The organism is Mycobacterium kyogaense (genome assembly GCF_036946525.1).
GTDB lineage: Bacteria > Actinomycetota > Actinomycetes > Mycobacteriales > Mycobacteriaceae > Mycobacterium > Mycobacterium kyogaense_A.
Genome location: NZ_JAQIIY010000039.1, coordinates 31,702 through 47,958, shown reverse-complemented (window position 1 = coordinate 47,958; position 16,257 = coordinate 31,702). Strand labels below are relative to the sequence as shown.

General features: G+C 68.4%; 12 protein-coding genes and 3 pseudogenes. 6 read left to right on the top strand and 9 right to left on the bottom strand.

From position 1 onward, the window contains the following. Positions 1-324: pseudogene (locus PGN37_RS26030) on the bottom strand (hypothetical protein); the annotation flags it as partial. A gap of 240 nt (positions 325-564) precedes the next feature. On the opposite strand from PGN37_RS26030, the gene PGN37_RS26025 reads away from it, so the two are divergent. Continuing rightward, positions 565-717 carry a hypothetical protein gene (locus tag PGN37_RS26025; RefSeq protein ID WP_185976216.1) on the top strand — a complete coding sequence of 51 codons (153 nt, stop codon included), beginning with the start codon at positions 565-567 and terminating at the stop codon, positions 715-717. Between the two features lie 34 nt (positions 718-751). Further along, positions 752-1,204, top strand: coding sequence for a tRNA (cytidine(34)-2'-O)-methyltransferase (locus PGN37_RS26020; RefSeq protein WP_335333861.1), 453 nt, complete (start codon positions 752-754; stop codon positions 1,202-1,204). A gap of 1 nt (position 1,205) precedes the next feature. On the opposite strand, the pseudogene PGN37_RS26015 reads toward PGN37_RS26020, so the two are convergent. From PGN37_RS26015 to PGN37_RS26000, 4 genes and pseudogenes are all read right to left on the bottom strand, one after another. Then, positions 1,206-1,857: pseudogene (locus PGN37_RS26015) on the bottom strand (nitroreductase family protein). 223 nt (positions 1,858-2,080) lie between these two features. Continuing rightward, positions 2,081-5,374: an error-prone DNA polymerase gene (locus PGN37_RS26010; RefSeq protein WP_335333857.1), complete on the bottom strand. Its 3,294-nt coding sequence runs from the start codon at positions 5,372-5,374 to the stop codon at positions 2,081-2,083. A gap of 32 nt (positions 5,375-5,406) precedes the next feature. Further along, complete coding sequence (locus PGN37_RS26005) at positions 5,407-6,567, bottom strand: diguanylate cyclase domain-containing protein (protein WP_335333856.1); 1,161 nt, start codon at positions 6,565-6,567, stop codon at positions 5,407-5,409. Positions 6,568-6,688: 121 nt separating this feature from the next. Continuing rightward, positions 6,689-7,555 carry a MaoC/PaaZ C-terminal domain-containing protein gene (locus PGN37_RS26000; RefSeq protein WP_335333855.1) on the bottom strand — a complete coding sequence of 289 codons (867 nt, stop codon included), beginning with the start codon at positions 7,553-7,555 and terminating at the stop codon, positions 6,689-6,691. Positions 7,556-7,648: 93 nt separating this feature from the next. Here PGN37_RS26000 and PGN37_RS25995 point away from each other — a divergent pair. After that, positions 7,649-7,843 (top strand): annotated as a pseudogene (locus tag PGN37_RS25995) (allantoicase); the annotation flags it as partial. Positions 7,844-7,860: 17 nt separating this feature from the next. Further along, complete coding sequence (gene puuE, locus PGN37_RS25990) at positions 7,861-8,766, top strand: allantoinase PuuE (protein WP_335333854.1); 906 nt, start codon at positions 7,861-7,863, stop codon at positions 8,764-8,766. Between the two features lie 13 nt (positions 8,767-8,779). Here the strand turns inward: puuE and PGN37_RS25985 are convergent, their stop codons facing one another. Both PGN37_RS25985 and PGN37_RS25980 read right to left on the bottom strand, forming a co-directional pair. Then, a complete protein-coding gene (locus tag PGN37_RS25985; RefSeq protein WP_335333853.1) occupies positions 8,780-10,336 on the bottom strand; it encodes an NCS1 family nucleobase:cation symporter-1 in 1,557 nt (518 codons plus the stop codon). A 53-nt stretch (positions 10,337-10,389) separates the two neighbouring features. Further along, positions 10,390-11,112, bottom strand: coding sequence for a GntR family transcriptional regulator (locus PGN37_RS25980; RefSeq protein ID WP_335333852.1), 723 nt, complete (start codon positions 11,110-11,112; stop codon positions 10,390-10,392). An 87-nt stretch (positions 11,113-11,199) separates the two neighbouring features. Between PGN37_RS25980 and PGN37_RS25975 the strand changes: the two genes are divergently transcribed. Both PGN37_RS25975 and PGN37_RS25970 read left to right on the top strand, forming a co-directional pair. Then, positions 11,200-13,188 carry an SDR family oxidoreductase gene (locus PGN37_RS25975; RefSeq protein WP_335333851.1) on the top strand — a complete coding sequence of 663 codons (1,989 nt, stop codon included), beginning with the start codon at positions 11,200-11,202 and terminating at the stop codon, positions 13,186-13,188. Next, on the top strand, positions 13,185-14,213 hold the full coding sequence (locus PGN37_RS25970; RefSeq protein ID WP_335333850.1) for a nucleoside hydrolase: 1,029 nt from the start codon (positions 13,185-13,187) through the stop codon (positions 14,211-14,213). The genes PGN37_RS25975 and PGN37_RS25970 overlap by 4 nt, the downstream gene beginning before the upstream one ends. Here the strand turns inward: PGN37_RS25970 and PGN37_RS25965 are convergent. Next, positions 14,200-14,622 carry an organic hydroperoxide resistance protein gene (locus PGN37_RS25965; protein WP_335333849.1) on the bottom strand — a complete coding sequence of 141 codons (423 nt, stop codon included), beginning with the start codon at positions 14,620-14,622 and terminating at the stop codon, positions 14,200-14,202. The two genes, PGN37_RS25970 and PGN37_RS25965, sit on opposite strands and share 14 nt — an antisense overlap. 93 nt (positions 14,623-14,715) lie before the next feature. Continuing rightward, entirely contained in the window at positions 14,716-16,257 is a 1,542-nt protein-coding gene (locus PGN37_RS25960; RefSeq protein WP_335333860.1) for a DNA polymerase Y family protein, read from the bottom strand.

Below are 16,257 nucleotides of genomic sequence, written 5' to 3'. Positions count from 1 at the left end.
GGTTGCGGCCAACTGTCGCTGGAGATCGGCGGCCTGCGACTCGAATGCGGTGACGCTGGCGGGCACGTCGCCGCCGTCCGTCGCGCTCACCAGCACCGCTTCCACGGAAGCCAGGTACTGCCCCACCGCCGGCACCATGTCGGCCCGGGCGGCCGCGACCCTCAGATTCTGTGCGGACGAGTTTGCGGCGTGGATGCGCAACCCACCGAACGCGCCGGCCAACAGCAGCGGCACGACCACGATGGCCACGACCTTGACGCGGACAGGCCAGTTGGACAGCGCCCACCGAGGCGGCCGCTTGATCGGGGATCGAGCGTGGTTCATGAAGCATCCTGGCTGATGGCGCCCGCGTCGGGGAGCGTGAAGCGCCTGGTGAATGCGCTGAGTATGCCAGCCCGATCATCGGGTCGCCAGAGTTAGACGCACACGTGCAGAACCAGCAAAGGAGATTGCACCGAGTGCGTTGTGGGCGTTGCGATTTCGTTTCAGACCCGTTGCGTGTCAGAGGGTGAAGTGCCGCTGATCTGCAGGCACAATCGGTGGTGACCCCTTTGGAGGAGTGCAATGACCCACAATGGCGTGGAGATGGCTCTGCTTGCCGATGCGTCCGAAATCGGTGACTCACCCCTGATGCGAGCGATGAGCAGCGAGATGGTCGACATCGACACTCTCGAGGGCCTGATCTCGATCGCGAGCTACGAGACCTGCCTGGACTGACACCCGTTTACCCTGCCAAGGGTGTTCCGGGTTTCTGTTCTACTCGCCGCGTATCGCGCCCAATACCGGCAACGCGATCCGCATGGTGGCCGGCACCGGGTGCGAGCTGCATCTGGTCGAGCCACTGGGATTCGACCTGTCCGAGCCCAAGCTGCGTCGCGCCGGGCTCGACTATCACGATCTGGCGTCGGTGACGGTGCACGCCGACCTGGAGTCGGCGTGGGCGGCGGTGATGCCGGCGCGGGTGTTCGCATTCACCGCGCATGCCAACGCGTCGTTCGCCGACATCGCCTACCAGCCCGGTGACGTGCTGATGTTCGGGCCGGAGCCGACCGGCCTGGACGCCGAGACGCTGGCCGACCCGCACGTCACCGGCCGGGTGCGCATCCCGATGCTGGACGGGCGGCGGTCACTGAACCTGTCGAACGCCGCCGCCGTCGCCGTGTACGAAGCGTGGCGTCAGCACGACTTCGCGGGCAGCATCTGATCTACCAGGTGTCCCAGTGCGTCAAGCGCTCGGCGGGCAGCCGCTTGGCCTTCTTGAAGTCGGTGCCCTTGGTGTAGGCGATCGGGAAGAGCCCGGCCTGGCTGTAGGAGTCGAACGGGATGCCCAGCAGTTCAGCGGCTTGACGCTCGCCGTCGCCGAGCAGGTGCAGCGTGGTCCAGGCCGAGCCGAGGCCCCGCGAGCGCAGTGCCAGCATGAAGCTCCACACGGGCAGGCAGCAGCGATCCCCAGTAGCCCGCACTGGCACCGGAGACGGTGTCTTTGGGCTTGCCCTCCAGGCACGGGATGAGCATGACCGGCGCCTTCTCGAGGTTGTCGTTGAGATAGCTCGCGGAATCCATCACCTTCGGCGCCCGCTCGTCACGCTCGTCGCCGTAGGTGGGCTTCTCGGCGTTCAGGTACGGCGTGGCGTTGGTCCGGTAGATCTCGGCCAGCGCGAGCCTCTTGTCGGGGTCGGTGACGAACACCCACTGCCAGCCCTGACTGTTGCTCCCCGTCGGCGCCTGCAGCGCGATGTCGAGGCACTCCATCAGCACATCGCGGGGCACCGGTTTGTCGAAATCCAGGCGCTTGCGCACCGAGCGGGTCGTGGTCAGAACGTCGTCGGCCGACAGGTTGAGCGTCTCGGATGTCATCGTGCCGAGCCTACATTCGCCCCTTCCGGCGAGCGTGCGTGTCTGCGGGCAACCCGCCGGGCGGACCCGCGATTCTGCGCACGCTCGCTGCGCGTCTGAGGCGTGCAGTCTCGCGAAAGCTGTTGCGCGGCAGCCCGCCTCAGATACGCAGCGAGCGTGCGTGGAGTTCGCGGTAAACGCGGCGTGTCTGCTGCAGACACGCACGCTCGCCGAGGGGGTGCGTTCAGCGGAAGTCGCGGGATGTCGACCGCACCCGCAGGCTCAGCGGGCCCATCCGGTCGGCCACCACGGTCACCGCCCCGGTGGCGTTCTGCACGATGCCCCGCACCACCAGCGCCGCCGCGGTCTGGGCCACCCTGCGGTGCCGTGCCCACACCGCCGGCATGCACAGCACGTTGACCATCCCGGTCTCGTCCTCGAGGTTGACGAACGTCACCCCCTGTGCGGTCGCGGGCCGCTGCCGGTGAGTCACCGCACCGGCAACCAGCACGCGGGTGCCGTCGGGCACCGCCAGCAGCTGATCGGCCGGCACCACCCCCATGGCATCGAGGTTCTCGCGCAGGAACTCGGTCGGGTACCGGTCCGGCGACACTCCCGTCGCCCACACGTCGGCGGCGGTCAGCGCCAACTCCGTCATGCCGGGCAGCGACGGGACATGCGACGACGACCCCACCCCGGGTAACCGGTCGGGACGTTCGGCGGCGGCCGCCCCGGCCGCCCACAACCCCTCCCGCCGGGTGATGCCGAAGCAGCCCAGCGCACCGGCGGTGGCCAGCGCCTCGGTCTGCGGCACGCTCAGCTGCACCCGCCCCGTCAGGTCCAGCAGCGAGGCGAACGGTCCGCGGGCCCGCTCCTCGACCAGCCGTTGCGCGAGGTCGTCACCGATGTGCCGGACGGCCCCGAGCCCGAGCCGCACCTCCGTCCCCGCATTCTCCAGCGTGGCGTGGGCGAGACTGGCATTGACATCCGGGCCGTGCACCACCACGCCGTGACGCCGGGCGTCGGCGACCAGCGACTGCGGCGAGTAGAACCCCATCGGCTGCGCACGCAGCAGCGCAGCGCAGAACGCCGCCGGATGGTGCAGCTTGAACCACGACGAGTAGAACACCAGCGAGGCGAAGCTCAACGAATGGCTTTCGGGGAAGCCGAAATTCGCGAACGCCTCGAGCTTCTCGTAGATCCGCTGCGCCACGTCCCCGGTGATGCCGTGCACCTCGGCCATCCCGTCGAAGAACCGGCCCCGCAGCCGGCGCATCTTCTCGGTCGAGCGTTTCGAGCCCATGGCGCGCCGCAACTGATCGGCCTCGGCCGCCGAGAAACCCGCGCAATCCACGGCCAGTTGCATGAGCTGCTCCTGGAACAGCGGCACCCCCAGCGTCTTTCGCAGCGCCGACTCCATCGACGGATGGTCGTAGGTGACCTCTTCCTCACCGTTGCGCCGCTTGATGTACGGGTGCACCGACCCGCCCTGGATCGGACCTGGCCGGATCAACGCCACCTCGACCACCAGGTCGTAGAACATCCGCGGCTTCAGCCGGGGCAGGGTGGCCATCTGCGCGCGGGATTCCACCTGGAACACCCCGACCGAGTCTGCTCGCTGCAGCATCTCGTACACCGCGGCCTCGGACAGATCCAGCGTGGCCAGATCCACGGCGATACCTTTGTGTTCGGCGACCAGGTCGATGCAGTAGTGCAGCGCCGAGAGCATGCCCAACCCCAGCATGTCGAACTTCACCAGACCGATGGCCGCACAGTCGTCCTTGTCCCACTGCAGGACGCTGCGGTTCTCCATGCGGGCCCACTCCACCGGACACACGTCGGCGATGGGGCGGTCGCAGATCACCATGCCTCCGGAGTGAATCCCCATGTGCCGCGGCAGATTCGAGATCTGTTGCGCCAGATCGATCACCTGCTCGGGAATGCCCTCCACGTGGGCGACGTCAGCCAGATTGCCCCACTGGCTGAGCTGCTTGCTCCACGCATCCTGCTGCCCCTGCGAGAAACCGAGCGCGCGCGCCATGTCGCGGACGGCGCTGCGCCCGCGGTAGGTGATCACGTTGGCGACCTGTGCGGCGTACTCCCGGCCGTAGCGCCGGTAGACGTACTGGATGGCGTCCTCACGCAGATCGGACTCGATGTCGATGTCGATGTCGGGCGGCCCGTCGCGGGCAGGTGAGAGGAACCGTTCGAACAGCAGATCATTGGCCACCGGATCGACGTTGGTGACCTTCAACGCGTAGCAGACCGCCGAATTGGCCGCCGATCCCCTGCCCTGGGACAGGATGTCGTTCTCCCGACAGAACCGCGTGATGTCATGCACCACAAGGAAATACCCCGGAAAGTTCAGCTGTTCGATGATCCGCAGCTCGTGCTCGATCTGGGCATAGGCACGCGGTGATCGTTCGGGGGGACCGTAGCGCTCCCGCGCCCCCTGCATCACCAGGTGCCGCAGCCAACTGTTCTCGGTGTGGCCGGCCGGCACGTCGAAGGGCGGCAGCTGCGGTGCGATGAGAGCCAGGCCGAACGCGCACTGTTCGCCGAGTTCGGCTGCGGCGCTGACCACTTCGGGGCAGTGGGCGAACATCCGCGCCATCTCCTCCCCCGAGCGCAGGTGGGCACCTCCGAGCGGGGCCAGGTAGCCCGCGGCGTCGTCCATCGAATGCCGGGCCCGGATCGCCCCCATCGCCATGGCGAGCCTGCCCCGTCCCGGCTCGGCGAAATGTGCGCCCGTGGTGGCCACGACACCCACCCCGAACCGTGGCGCCAACGCCGCAAGGGCGGCGTTGCGTTCGTCGTCGTGGGGATGCCCGTGGTGGGTGAGCTCGACGGTGACCCGGTCGCGGCCGAACCGGTCGACCAGATCGGCGAGCGCGGCCGCCGCGGCGTCCGGGCCGCCGGCGGACAGCGCTTGACGCACATGACCTTTTCGGCATCCGGTGAGGATCTGCCAGTGCCTGCCTGCGGCCTCGGTCAGCGCGTCGTAGTCATAGCGCAGCACGCCCTTCTCCCCGCCCGCCAAGTGGGCCGCGGCCAGCTGACGGGACAGCCGCCGGTACCCCTCCGGCCCTCGTGCCAGCACCAGCAGATGCGGCCCCGGGGGGTCTGGATCGTCGGTGCGGCTCCCCCCTCCGAGGGACAACTCGGCACCGAACACGGTTGCCATGTCGAGCTCCCTGGCCGCCTCAGCGAACCGGACCACCCCGTACAGGCCGTCGTGGTCGGTCAGCGCGATGGCCCGCAGACCCAGCCGAGCAGCCTCCTCGACGAGTTCCTCGGGCGTGCTCGCGCCGTCGAGAAAGCTATAGGCGGAATGGGTGTGTAGCTCGGCATACGGTGTCGACAACCGTGGACGGGTGGGCGCCTCCGGCGGCTGGTACTCCCCCCGCTTACGCGACCAGGCCGGGCTGTCGCCCCCGTCTCCGACCTGCGCGTCGATGGGCCAGCCGGCACGGCGCGGCTTGCTGTTGAGGACGCGCTCCATCTCGCCCCAACCCGGCGGACCGTTGTGCCATCCCACCCGGGCAGTCTATCGAACATTCGTTCGATGCGTCAGGCGATCCTGCCGTTGTCGGGCCGCGGCTCGTCGTCGTCGGGGTCTTCGTCGAGCGTCGGCCGCAGCACGTAGCGGACCTGGTTGCCGCCTGCCATCCGGGCCTGCTCGATCGCCTGGTTGGCGATCGCGATCAGCTTGTCCAGCACGTCGTCGGGCGGCTCGGCCGCCAGCGGTGGCAGCGGTGTGCACACCACCCCGATGCTGGCCGTGAGCCGTTGAGGCGTCGCGGAGATCGCACCGCGGATTCGCTCGACCAACGGCGAGGCGTCGGCAGTGGTGAACGTGTCGGCGACGAGGAAGTCATGGTCGGAGACGTGGGCGACGATCGCGTTGTGCCGCACGGTCTCCCGCAGTGCCTGCCCGACGGACACCCGGGCACGGTTGCCGCCGCTGGCCCCGCTCAACCCCAGCAGCAGGGAGAAGCTGTCGATGTTCACCGCGACGACGACCAGGTATCTGTCGTCGCTGCGGCTGCGCGAGGCGAGCAGAGTCGCCACCGCCTGATAGAACGCGTCCTTGTGCAGCAATCCGGTCAGCTGCTCGATGTCACCGTGGTGGGTCTCGGGCTGGATCAGCACGACCATCGCCTTGCACGCCAACGCGACGAACACGTTCAGCAACACGATGATCCCGGCCGCACAGATGGCCAGCGCCAGATCGTCCGCCGCCACATGGACGATCAGCACACCGAGCGTCACCGCCCCCGCCGACCAGACCACGGCCAGCAGACGCGGCGTGTGGAAGCTCACCACGAACGCCGTCAGCACCGCGTAATTGGCCGCCCCGGTCAGCCCGACCACGGGATTGGTCTGGATCAGGACCGACACCCCGATCGCCACCGACGCGACCAGCACGCAGAGCAGCGACTGCGCCCGCGACGGCCAGTGCGACCGCAGCCACAGCGTCGACAAGGCGAAACAACTGACCGCGATGACCACGGTGGCGATCCGCCCCTCGGACGTCTGGGGACCCGCGGGACTCGCGAGCAGCCCGAGGGGGAGCACACCGAGCGAGGCGATGCACAGCGCGACCAGCCGGCAGGTAGCGGTCTGCATACCGCGGGCCGCGAGGATGGCAGTAAACCAGTAGAAGTGGTCAGAACCCCACAGGGCAGCACCGATTGCGCCGAGCCACGAACCTCGCAAACGGTCAAGCATGCGCCCACCCTCGTCGAGCTCTTCTGCGGCTCAGGTCGCACCCCCCACCCACAGGCGAAGATTACCAGCGCAGCAAATAGCTGCCCACCCTAATGAAAACGATGGGGCAGACGGGATCTCGTCAGTCGACGAACTCGGCCTCGCCGTCCTCGAGAACCAGCCGCGCATTGGCTCCGTCCGGGCCGGCCGCCTCGGTCCGGAACACCGCGCGGCCCGAGCCCGACCGCCAGATCGACGTGGTCAGCGTCTCGCCGGGGAACACCGGCGAGGTGAACCGGGCCGAGATCGCGGTGACGCGGGTCGCGTCCCCCGCCCCGAGTTCTGCCACCAGTGCCCGCCCAGCAACACCGTAGGTGCACAGTCCGTGCAGGATCGGTTTCGGGAAGCCGGCCAATCCAGCAAACCATGGATCGCTGTGCAGCGGGTTGCGGTCACCGGAGAGCCGGTAGAGAAGCGCCTGGTCCTCCCGGGTGGGCAGAGCGACCGTCGCGTCGGGGTCGCGGTCGGGAATCTCCGCGGCGACGGGCCGCGCTCCGGGCTGACCGCCGAAGCCGCCCGCGCCCCGGATCACCAGCGTGGTCAACGTCTCGGCGACCGCGGCTCCGGTGGCCGGATCACTGCCGGTGGCCTTGAGCATGACGATGGCGTTCTTGCCTTCGCCTTTGTCCTGGATGTCGGCGACCTCGTTGACGACACTGAGCTCACCGGCCGCAGGCAGCGGCGCGAACAGCCGGACACTCTGCGAGCCGTGCAGCAGCTTGGAGAAGTCGAACGATCCGATGGCCCCGGCCGCGGCGAACGGCGAGCAGGCGATCACCGCGTACGTGGGCAGCACCTGTTGGGCGATGTCGTGGCTGTTCTCGGTGGTGAACGCCAGGTCCGCAGTGCCCGCCCCGACGCCGAGCGCGTAGAGCAGCGTGTCGCGGTCCTTCCAGCGGAAGGTCTGCGGCGGGGTGGTGACGCCAACGGCGTTCGGATCGATGGGCATGAGTCATTCCTTATGCCATCGCGGTGCGGCTTGGCAAGCCTGCCGGCGTGCCCTCGACGCGCCACGGGACGCGTCTTCTGTGACGATGATCCGATGGCCGACGCGGAACCGGACTTCACGTGGCTGCCCGACCTCGCTCTGCGTACGCTCGGCGGCGCAGCGGTCTGGGCCGACGACGACACGTTCGCCGAGAAGGAGAACCCGATCAACCCTGGCCCTGCCTCCTGTCGCCCCGCGTCGTTCGGGCGCCTCGACATCTACCCCGACGGCGGGATGGCGCGGCTCCGGCTGTTCGGCCGCCTGGCATGACCTACCCGCGCGACATGGTCGGCTACGGCCGCACCCCGCCCGATCCGCAGTGGCCCGGCGGCGCGGCGATCGCCGTCCAGTTCGTCCTCAATTACGAAGAGGGCTCCGAGAACTCGGTACTCGACGGCGACGGCGCCTCGGAAACGTTCCTGTCGGAGATGACGCCCGCCGAGGCGTTCCCCGACCGGCACATGAGCATGGAGTCGCTCTACGAGTACGGCTCGCGTGCGGGGCTGTGGCGGCTGCTCGACGTGTTTTCACGCCGCGGAGTCCCGTTGACCGTCTTCGCGGTCGCGCGCGCCATGCAGCGCAACCCGGACGCTGTGGCGGCGTTCACCGAACTCGGCCACGAGATCGCCTGCCACGGTCTGAGATGGCTGTCCTACCAACGAATTCCCGAAGACGTCGAACGCAGGCACATGGCCGAGGCCGTGCACATCCTGCGCGAGATGACCGGGGCAGCGCCGCTGGGGTGGTACACCGGGCGCGACTCCCCCCACACCCGCGAGCTCGTCGTCGAACACGGCGGCTTCGTCTACGACTCCGACTCCTACGCCGACGATCTGCCCTACTGGCTTCGCGTACGCGGTACCGACCATCTGGTGGTGCCCTACACCCTGGACACCAACGACATGCGATTCGCCTCTGCTGCAGGCTTTTCCAACGGGGAGGAGTTCTTCGCCCATCTGCGGGACGCGTTCGACGTGCTCTACGCCGAGGGGCTCGCCGGCCGGCCCAAGATGCTGTCCGTCGGACTGCACTGCCGACTCGCGGGCAGGCCTGCGCGCAGCCGAGCCGTGGAGCGGTTCCTCGACCACGTGCAGTCCCACAACAAGGTGTGGTTGGCCCGCCGCATCGAGATCGCCGAACACTGGCGCCGGGTTCACCCGCCCGCGCGGTAGTCCCAGATCAGCGTCACTCAATCGGTGCGACGGCGAACCGGGCCGTCCGGGTGGCCAGCACGTAGTAGAGCGCGAAACCGATACCGCAACCGATGAACCAGCTGTACTGGGCGGCGGTGTACATCCCGGTCACCGAGCCGCCCAGCAGGACGGGAATGACGGCGACGACAGCGGCGACGATGGTCGCGATCACGGCCGCGGGGTTGTATCCGCGCTTGTACCAGTAGGTTCCGTTCTCGTCGAGGGTGAACATGTCGTCGATCACCACGCGCTGCTTGTGCACCAGGTAGTAGTGCGCGATCAACACACCGAAGAGCGGGCCGATGAACGCACCGAGCGTCTCGAGCGTGTAGTGGATGACCTCGGGGTTGTTGTACAGATTCCACGGGGTGATCAGGACCGATCCCACCGCGGCGATCATGCCGCCGGCGCGCCAGCTGATCCGCTGCGGGCTCACGTTGGAGAAGTCGAAGGCCGGGGAGATGAAGTTGGCGACGATGTTGATGCCGATGGTCGCGATCGTGAAGGTCAAGGCGCCCAGCACGATCGCGAACGTCGAGTCGATGCGAGCGACCGTGGTAACGGGGTCGGTGATCAACTCACCGAACACCGGCACGGTCAGCGACGCGGTGACAACCACCAGCAGCGAGAACAGCAGGAAGTTCACCGGCAGCCCGAGGAAGTTGCCGCGTTTGACCGCAGCGAATGACTTGCCGTAGCGGGAGAAGTCACCGAAGTTGAGCATCGGGCCCGAGAAGTAGGAGACGACCAGCGCGATCGCGCCGAGCATGACCGGCACCGAATCCAGGCCCGTGTATTTGACGTCACCGAGCTTCAGGTCGATCGCTCCCCAGCCCGCTTTGTAGATCAGGTAACCGCACAGCAGGAACATCACGACATAGACTGCGGGGCCGCAGAAGTCGATGAACCGGCGGATCGCCTCCATGCCGCGCCAGAACACGCAGGCTTGCAGGATCCAGAGCAGGATGAAGCTGCCCCACCCCAGCAGCGGCAACCCGAGAAAACCGTGCGTGTCGACGTCGGCATACGGTGCGAGACCGGGAAAGAGTTTGAGCAGAACGACATCCAACGCGGCAGATGCCAGATAGGTCTGGATTCCGTACCAGGCCACCGCGATCAGCCCGCGGATGATTGCGGGGATGTTCGCGCCCAGTACGCCGAACACGCTGCGGCAGATCACCGGATACGGCACACCGGTGGCCTGGCTCGGTTTGGCGACCATGTTGCAGAAGACGTTGACGATCACGATGCCGATCAACAGCGCGACGAGCACCTGCCAGCTGGCCAACCCGAGCGCGAAGAGACTGCCCGCAGTGACGTAGCCGCCGACGCTGTGCACGTCGGACATCCAGAACGCGAAGATGTTGTAGGACGACCAGGTCTGCTTGCCCAGCGGCGCCAGATCCTCGTTGGTCAGCCGCGGGTCGTACCCCGGTTTGATGACGCCACCCCCGACGGGGTGACCGGACGCTTCGACAACGTCACCTGCGCCGACGACCGCGCCGGGCGGAAGATCGTTGGCGGTCTGCGGAGTGTCGATCTCAGTCATGGGCGGACCGTAGCCAGCACGTATTGCGCCGGTGTTTCCGCCAAAAGACTCCGTTATTGCGGGGAAGATATATCCAGCGCGAGCAAGCCGGTGTCCACCGGGAGCGTGGCGATGAGGGCGTTCAACCGCTGCGAGTGCGTCTCGGACGCGGTGAGCAGCTCTTCCACGTCGCCGGCGAGGAAGGCGTCCACCATCTGGCAGTGGTCGGCGTGGAGGCCGGCGCGGTCTGCGGCGCGCACGTGCACCATCGACTGCACGGGTTCGGTGACGTTCCAGGCGGATTCGAGCATGTGGAGCAAGCGGTACATGCGTGACGGCCGAGCCAGCGCGAGATGGAACTCGCGGCTCTGCCGGTGGTAGGCGGCCGGATCGTCGGCCCGCAGCGCGTCGTGCAGGACGTCGTTGGCGGCGGTGACAGCAGCGCGGTCGGCGTCGGTGGCGTTGGTGATGGCGGCCGCCAGTGACGCCGACTCCAATGTCTCTCGCACGATGTACATTTCGCGCAGCTCCTGGCGCGTGAGCTGCGCGACCGCGTATCCGGCGTTGCTGCGGTGCGACACCAGTCCCTCGCCGATCAACGTCTTGAGCGCTTCGCGCACCGGGATCTGACTGACCCCGAACAGGTCGGCGACCTCGGCCAGCGGGATGGGACTGCCGGGCGGCACCGCGCAGTAGAGGATGACCCGTCGTAGCTCGTCGAGGATCGCGTGCTGGGGGCGGCCGGGCTGGTCGACGACGAGGTTGTCCAGCAGGGCCGACCGTCGACGCGACGACATGCCCGAACAGTAGGCGGCCAATGTTTCAGCCGTGCTACCGCTGACCGGGTGTTGACGTTTCCCCACCCGCAGGCGAGCATGTCCCGCATGCGCTATGTCGTTACCGGCGGTACCGGGTTCTTGGGGCGTCATCTCGTGGACCGACTGCTGGCCCGTCCGGGTACCGAGGCAGTGCACGTGCTGGTGCGTCGACAGTCGCTGCCCAACTTCTCCGCGTTGGCTGCGCGGTGGGACGAGCGCGTGTCGCCGCTGGTGGGCGACCTGACAGCGCCCGCGCTGGGCCTCGACGACCAGCAACTCGTCACCCTCGGTCCGATCGATCACGTCATGCACTGCGCCGCGCTCTACGACATCACCGCGCCCGAGGACCAGCAGCGGGCCGCCAACGTGGAGGGCACCCGGTCGATCATCGCGTTGGCGCGCCGCCTCGACGCGACGCTGCACCACGTGTCCTCGATCGCCGTCGCCGGCACGTTCCGCGGCGAGTTCACCGAGGACGATCTCGACGTCGGCCAGCACCTGCCGACGCCCTATCACCAGACCAAGTTCGAGGCCGAGCTGCTGGTCCGGTCGGCCACAGGACTGCGTTACCGCATCTACCGTCCCGCCGTCGTGGTGGGCGATTCGCGGACCGGCGAGATGGACAAGGTCGACGGCCCCTACTACTTCTTCCCGATCCTGGCTGCCCTGGCGGCGTTGCCCCGTTTCACCCCGATGATGCTGCCCGCTGCGGGTCGGACCAACCTCGTTCCCGTCGACTACGTGGTCGACGCGATCACGGAGCTGAGCCACCTCGACGGCCGTGACGGGCAGACGTTCCACCTGACGGCTCCGACGACGACGGGGCTGCGCGGCATCTACCGCGGTGTCGCGCCGGCCGCCGGCCTGCCGACCCTGGTGGGGTCGCTGCCGCGTAGCGTGGCCGGCCCCTTCCTGCACGCCCGCGGTCGCGCAAAGGTGTTGCGCGACATGGCCGCCACGCAGTTCGGTCTACCCGCCGAGATCCTCGACGTGGTCGAGCTGGAACCAACTTTCACCCGCGACCACACTGACGAGGCGTTGCGAGACAGCGGAATCACCGTGCCCGCCTTCGCCGACTACGCGCCGCGGCTGTGGCACTACTGGGCCGAACATCTGGATCCGAATCGAGCGCGTCGCGACGACCCGCTGGTCGGCCGCCACGTCATCATCACCGGTGCCTCGAGCGGAATAGGGCGAGCGTCGGCGATCGCCGTGGCCGCCCGGGGCGCCACCGTGTTCGCGTTGGCGCGCAACGCCGACGCGCTCGACGAGCTGATTGCCGAGATCCGTGCCGGCGGCGGGCAGGCCCACGCGTTCCGCTGCGACGTCACCGACTCGGCGGCGGTCGAGCACACCGTCGCCACCATTCTCGAGCAGTTCGGGCACGTCGACTATCTGGTCAACAACGCCGGGCGGTCGATCCGGCGATCGGTGGTCGCGTCGACGGACAGGTTGCACGACTACGAGCGGGTGATGGCGGTCAACTACTTCGGCCCGGTGCGGATGGTGTTGGCCCTGCTCCCCCACTGGCGCGAGCGGCAGTTCGGTCACGTCGTGAACGTCTCCAGTGCCGGGGTCCAGGCGTCCAGCCCGAAGTACAGCGCGTACATCCCCAGCAAGGCCGCGCTCGACGCCTTCTCCGAAGTCGTTGGCACCGAAACTCTTTCAGATCACATCACGTTCACCAACATCCACATGCCGCTTGTCGCCACGCCGATGATCGCGCCGTCGCGTAGGCTCAACCCGATGCCTCCGATCACCGCCGAACACGCGGCAGCCATGGTGGTCCGCGGGCTGGTCGACAAGCCGCCGCGCATCGACACCCCCGTCGGCACACTGTCGGACATCGGCCACTACTTCACGCCGCGGTTGTCGCGGCGGGTCCTGCACCAGCTGTATCTGGGATATCCCGATTCGCCGGCGGCCCGTGGTGTGACCGAGCAGCGACCGGCTCCGGTCCGCACGTCCCGGCGGCCGCAGCGCACCGTGCCGGCGGTGCGGGTGCCGCGGCCGGTCAAGCAGGCGGTGCGGCTGGTACCCGGCGTGCACTGGTGACCCCGCAGCGGGTGTTCTGCGACGTCGACACCGGGGTCGACGACGCGATGGCGCTGGTGTACCTGTTCGGCAGCCCGCAGGCAGAGGTGGTGGGCATCGCCTCGACCGCGGGCAACGTCGGTGTGCAGCAGGTGTGCGAGAACAATCTCGGTCTACTCGAACTGTGCGGCGTCACGGGGGTGCCGGTGTCCAAGGGCTCGGATGCGCCGCTGGCGACTCCGCTACGCACCGCCGAGGACACGCACGGGCCGCAGGGGCTGGGGTACGCGAGGCTTCCGACGGCCACGGCGAGCCTCACCGACCACGACGCCGCCCAGGCGTGGGTGCGTGCCGCGCACGCACATCCGGGCGAGCTGATCGGGTTGGCCACCGGCCCGTTGACCAATCTCGCGTTGGCGATACGCGCCGAACCGGAGCTGCCGAGGCTGCTCCGCCGATTGGTGATCATGGGGGGCTCGTTCGACTACCGAGGCAACACCACGCCCGTCGCGGAGTGGAACACGAGCGTGGATCCGGAGTCGGCGGCAGAGGTGTTCGCGGCGTTCCGCGGTGCAGACCGCCTGCCGATCGTGTTGGGGCTCAACGTCACCGAGAACATCGCGATGACCCCGGAGTTGCTGAGCCGGCTCGCCGAGGCCGCCGGCGCACCGTCACCGCCGATGTCGGTGAACGATCCGCGCGGCACGACCTCGACGGCCGAGAACCCCGTGATCCGGGTGCTCGAAGACGCCATGCGGTTCTACTTCGAGTTCCATCACGATCAGGGAGAGGGCTATCTGGCCCACCTCCACGATCCGCTGGCCGCGGCGGTGGCACTCGATCCCGATCTGGTGACCTACCGCGCTGCCCCTGTCGACGTCGAACTCACCGGGACGCTGACGCGCGGGATGACGATCGCCGACTGGAGCGGCCACTGGGGCCGAGAACCCAACGCTCTCATCGGCGTCGAGGTCGATTCGGTGGCGTTCTTCGACCATTTCATCGACCGGGTGGGCGCGTTCGCCCGCCCGCTCAGTCGTCGGTGACGGTGAGCTTGACGTCGATGTTGCCGCGCGTGGCGTTGGAGTACGGGCACACCTGATGGGCCTTCTCGGTCACCTGGCGGGCGGTCTCGGCATCGACGCCCGGCAGCGTGACCTCGAGTTCGACGGCCAAGCCGAATCCACCGTTGTCGAGTTGACCGATCGACACTCGTGCGCCGACAGCCGAATCCGAGACGTCGACCTTGTCCTGACCGGCGACCAGGCGCAGCGCGGAGTGGAAGCACGCCGCGTAGCCGACGGCGAAGAGCTGCTCGGGATTGGTGCCGTTACCGCTGCCGCCCATCTCCTTGGGGACGGCCAGATCGAAGTCGAGCCGACCGTCCGAGGACCTGCCGTGGCCGTCGCGGCCCTCTCCGGTGGCGAGAGCCTCTGCGGTGTAGAGCGTCTTCATGCGTCGTCCTTTCGGTCGTGAATCGGCGTTCCACTTTGAACCATAGGGCGCAATTGAGTTGTGCGCAATCAATGTGGTGCTATTCATACCTGCCTACTCGTAGCGGCCTTCGAGGTACCACCTCCGCTGCCGATAGCAGAGCAGCAGCGCCTCCTGCCGATCACCGGCATCGAGGAGGACCTGGGCGCGCGCGGTGCGCCCACCACCTGCCGCCGCGGTGTCCCACCACCGTTCGTCGACGGGCCACGGTCCGGTCCACCAGGACAGCCGGCCGGACCGACCGGGCGCGGTGAGCCGGGCCGGATCCGAGGAGAACAATCCCCGCGCGGTGACCCGCACCGGGTCGCCCTGCTCGTCGAGCACATCCACCGGGTCGTCGAGCAGCACCGATGGTGACGGCTCGGGTAGCTGCCCGGGCCACGGCTGCTTGGGATCAGCCCGCGGGACGAGTTCGTCGCCGAGCGGGGTCAGGGTGATCCGTTCGGCGGGGCCCCGCCCGCCACTGAGGACCGGGACCTTCACCGCGTCGGGACCGAGCAACCCCTGGACCCGCACCAGTGCCCGCCGCGCGCGGAGCCGGTCTTCCTCCCCGATCCCACCCCATAGTGGAAGCTGCAGCGCCTCGGCCGAGACCACCTCCACCGGACGCAGACGCAGCATCGTGATCGGCGCCCCCGGGCGCTCATCTGCCCGCCGGCGGTTCAGCCATCCGTCGAGCTGCCAGCGCACCCGGTCGGCGGTGGCATCCTCGGTGAGAGGCTCGGCGCATCGCCAGACGCGTTCGAGTTCTCCTCCGTTGGCGGTCACCGCATGGATGGCCAGTCGGGTGCAGCCCACGCCCGCGGCCTCGAGGCTGCGGTGCAGCTGCCCCGCCAGCGCCCGCCCCGCGAAGGCGGCCGCGTCCACCCGCTCGATGGGCGGATCGCAGGCCATCTCGACGTCGAGTTCCTGACCGGGGTCGCGACCCGAAGGCCCCCGGCCGGGCTCGCCGCGCGCCAGCTGATGGGCGATCACCGCATCGGCCCCGAATCTCGAGGCCACATCACTGCGGGAGACCTCGGCGAACTGCCCGACAGTTCGAATACCCAGGCGCCACAACAGATCCACCAGCTCGCCACGCGTCCCTGAGGCCAGACTGGGCTCGGAGGACAGCGTCTTGATGGACAACCCTGACAGGAACTGCGCATCCGTCCCCTGGTCGACGATCCGGCCCGCCCTGGCGGCGAAGACGGCAGTGGACAACTGGTCGGCGACGCCGACCTGACACTCGGCACCCACCGCAGCCACTGCGTCGACCAGCCGTTCGGCCGTCACCTGCTCCGAGCCGAAGTATCGGGCAGCCCCGCGCACCGCCAGCGCCAGCAGACCTGGCCGCAACACCTCCGCCCGAGGCACGAGATCGTCGACCGCCGCGGTCACCCGCTCGAAATGCCGGGCGTCGCGCGCCGGATCGGCGGTGACGACATGCAGGTCCGGGCACCGGGCCTGAGATTCCCGTCGCCGTATTCCACGCCGCACTCCCGCGGCGCGGGCCGCGGCCGAGCACGCGACCACCCGATTGGCGAGGGTGACCGCGACCGGCACCGTGGGCGGGAGACCGGCCGCCGCCGCGGCGGCGACAGCCGGCCAGTCCAT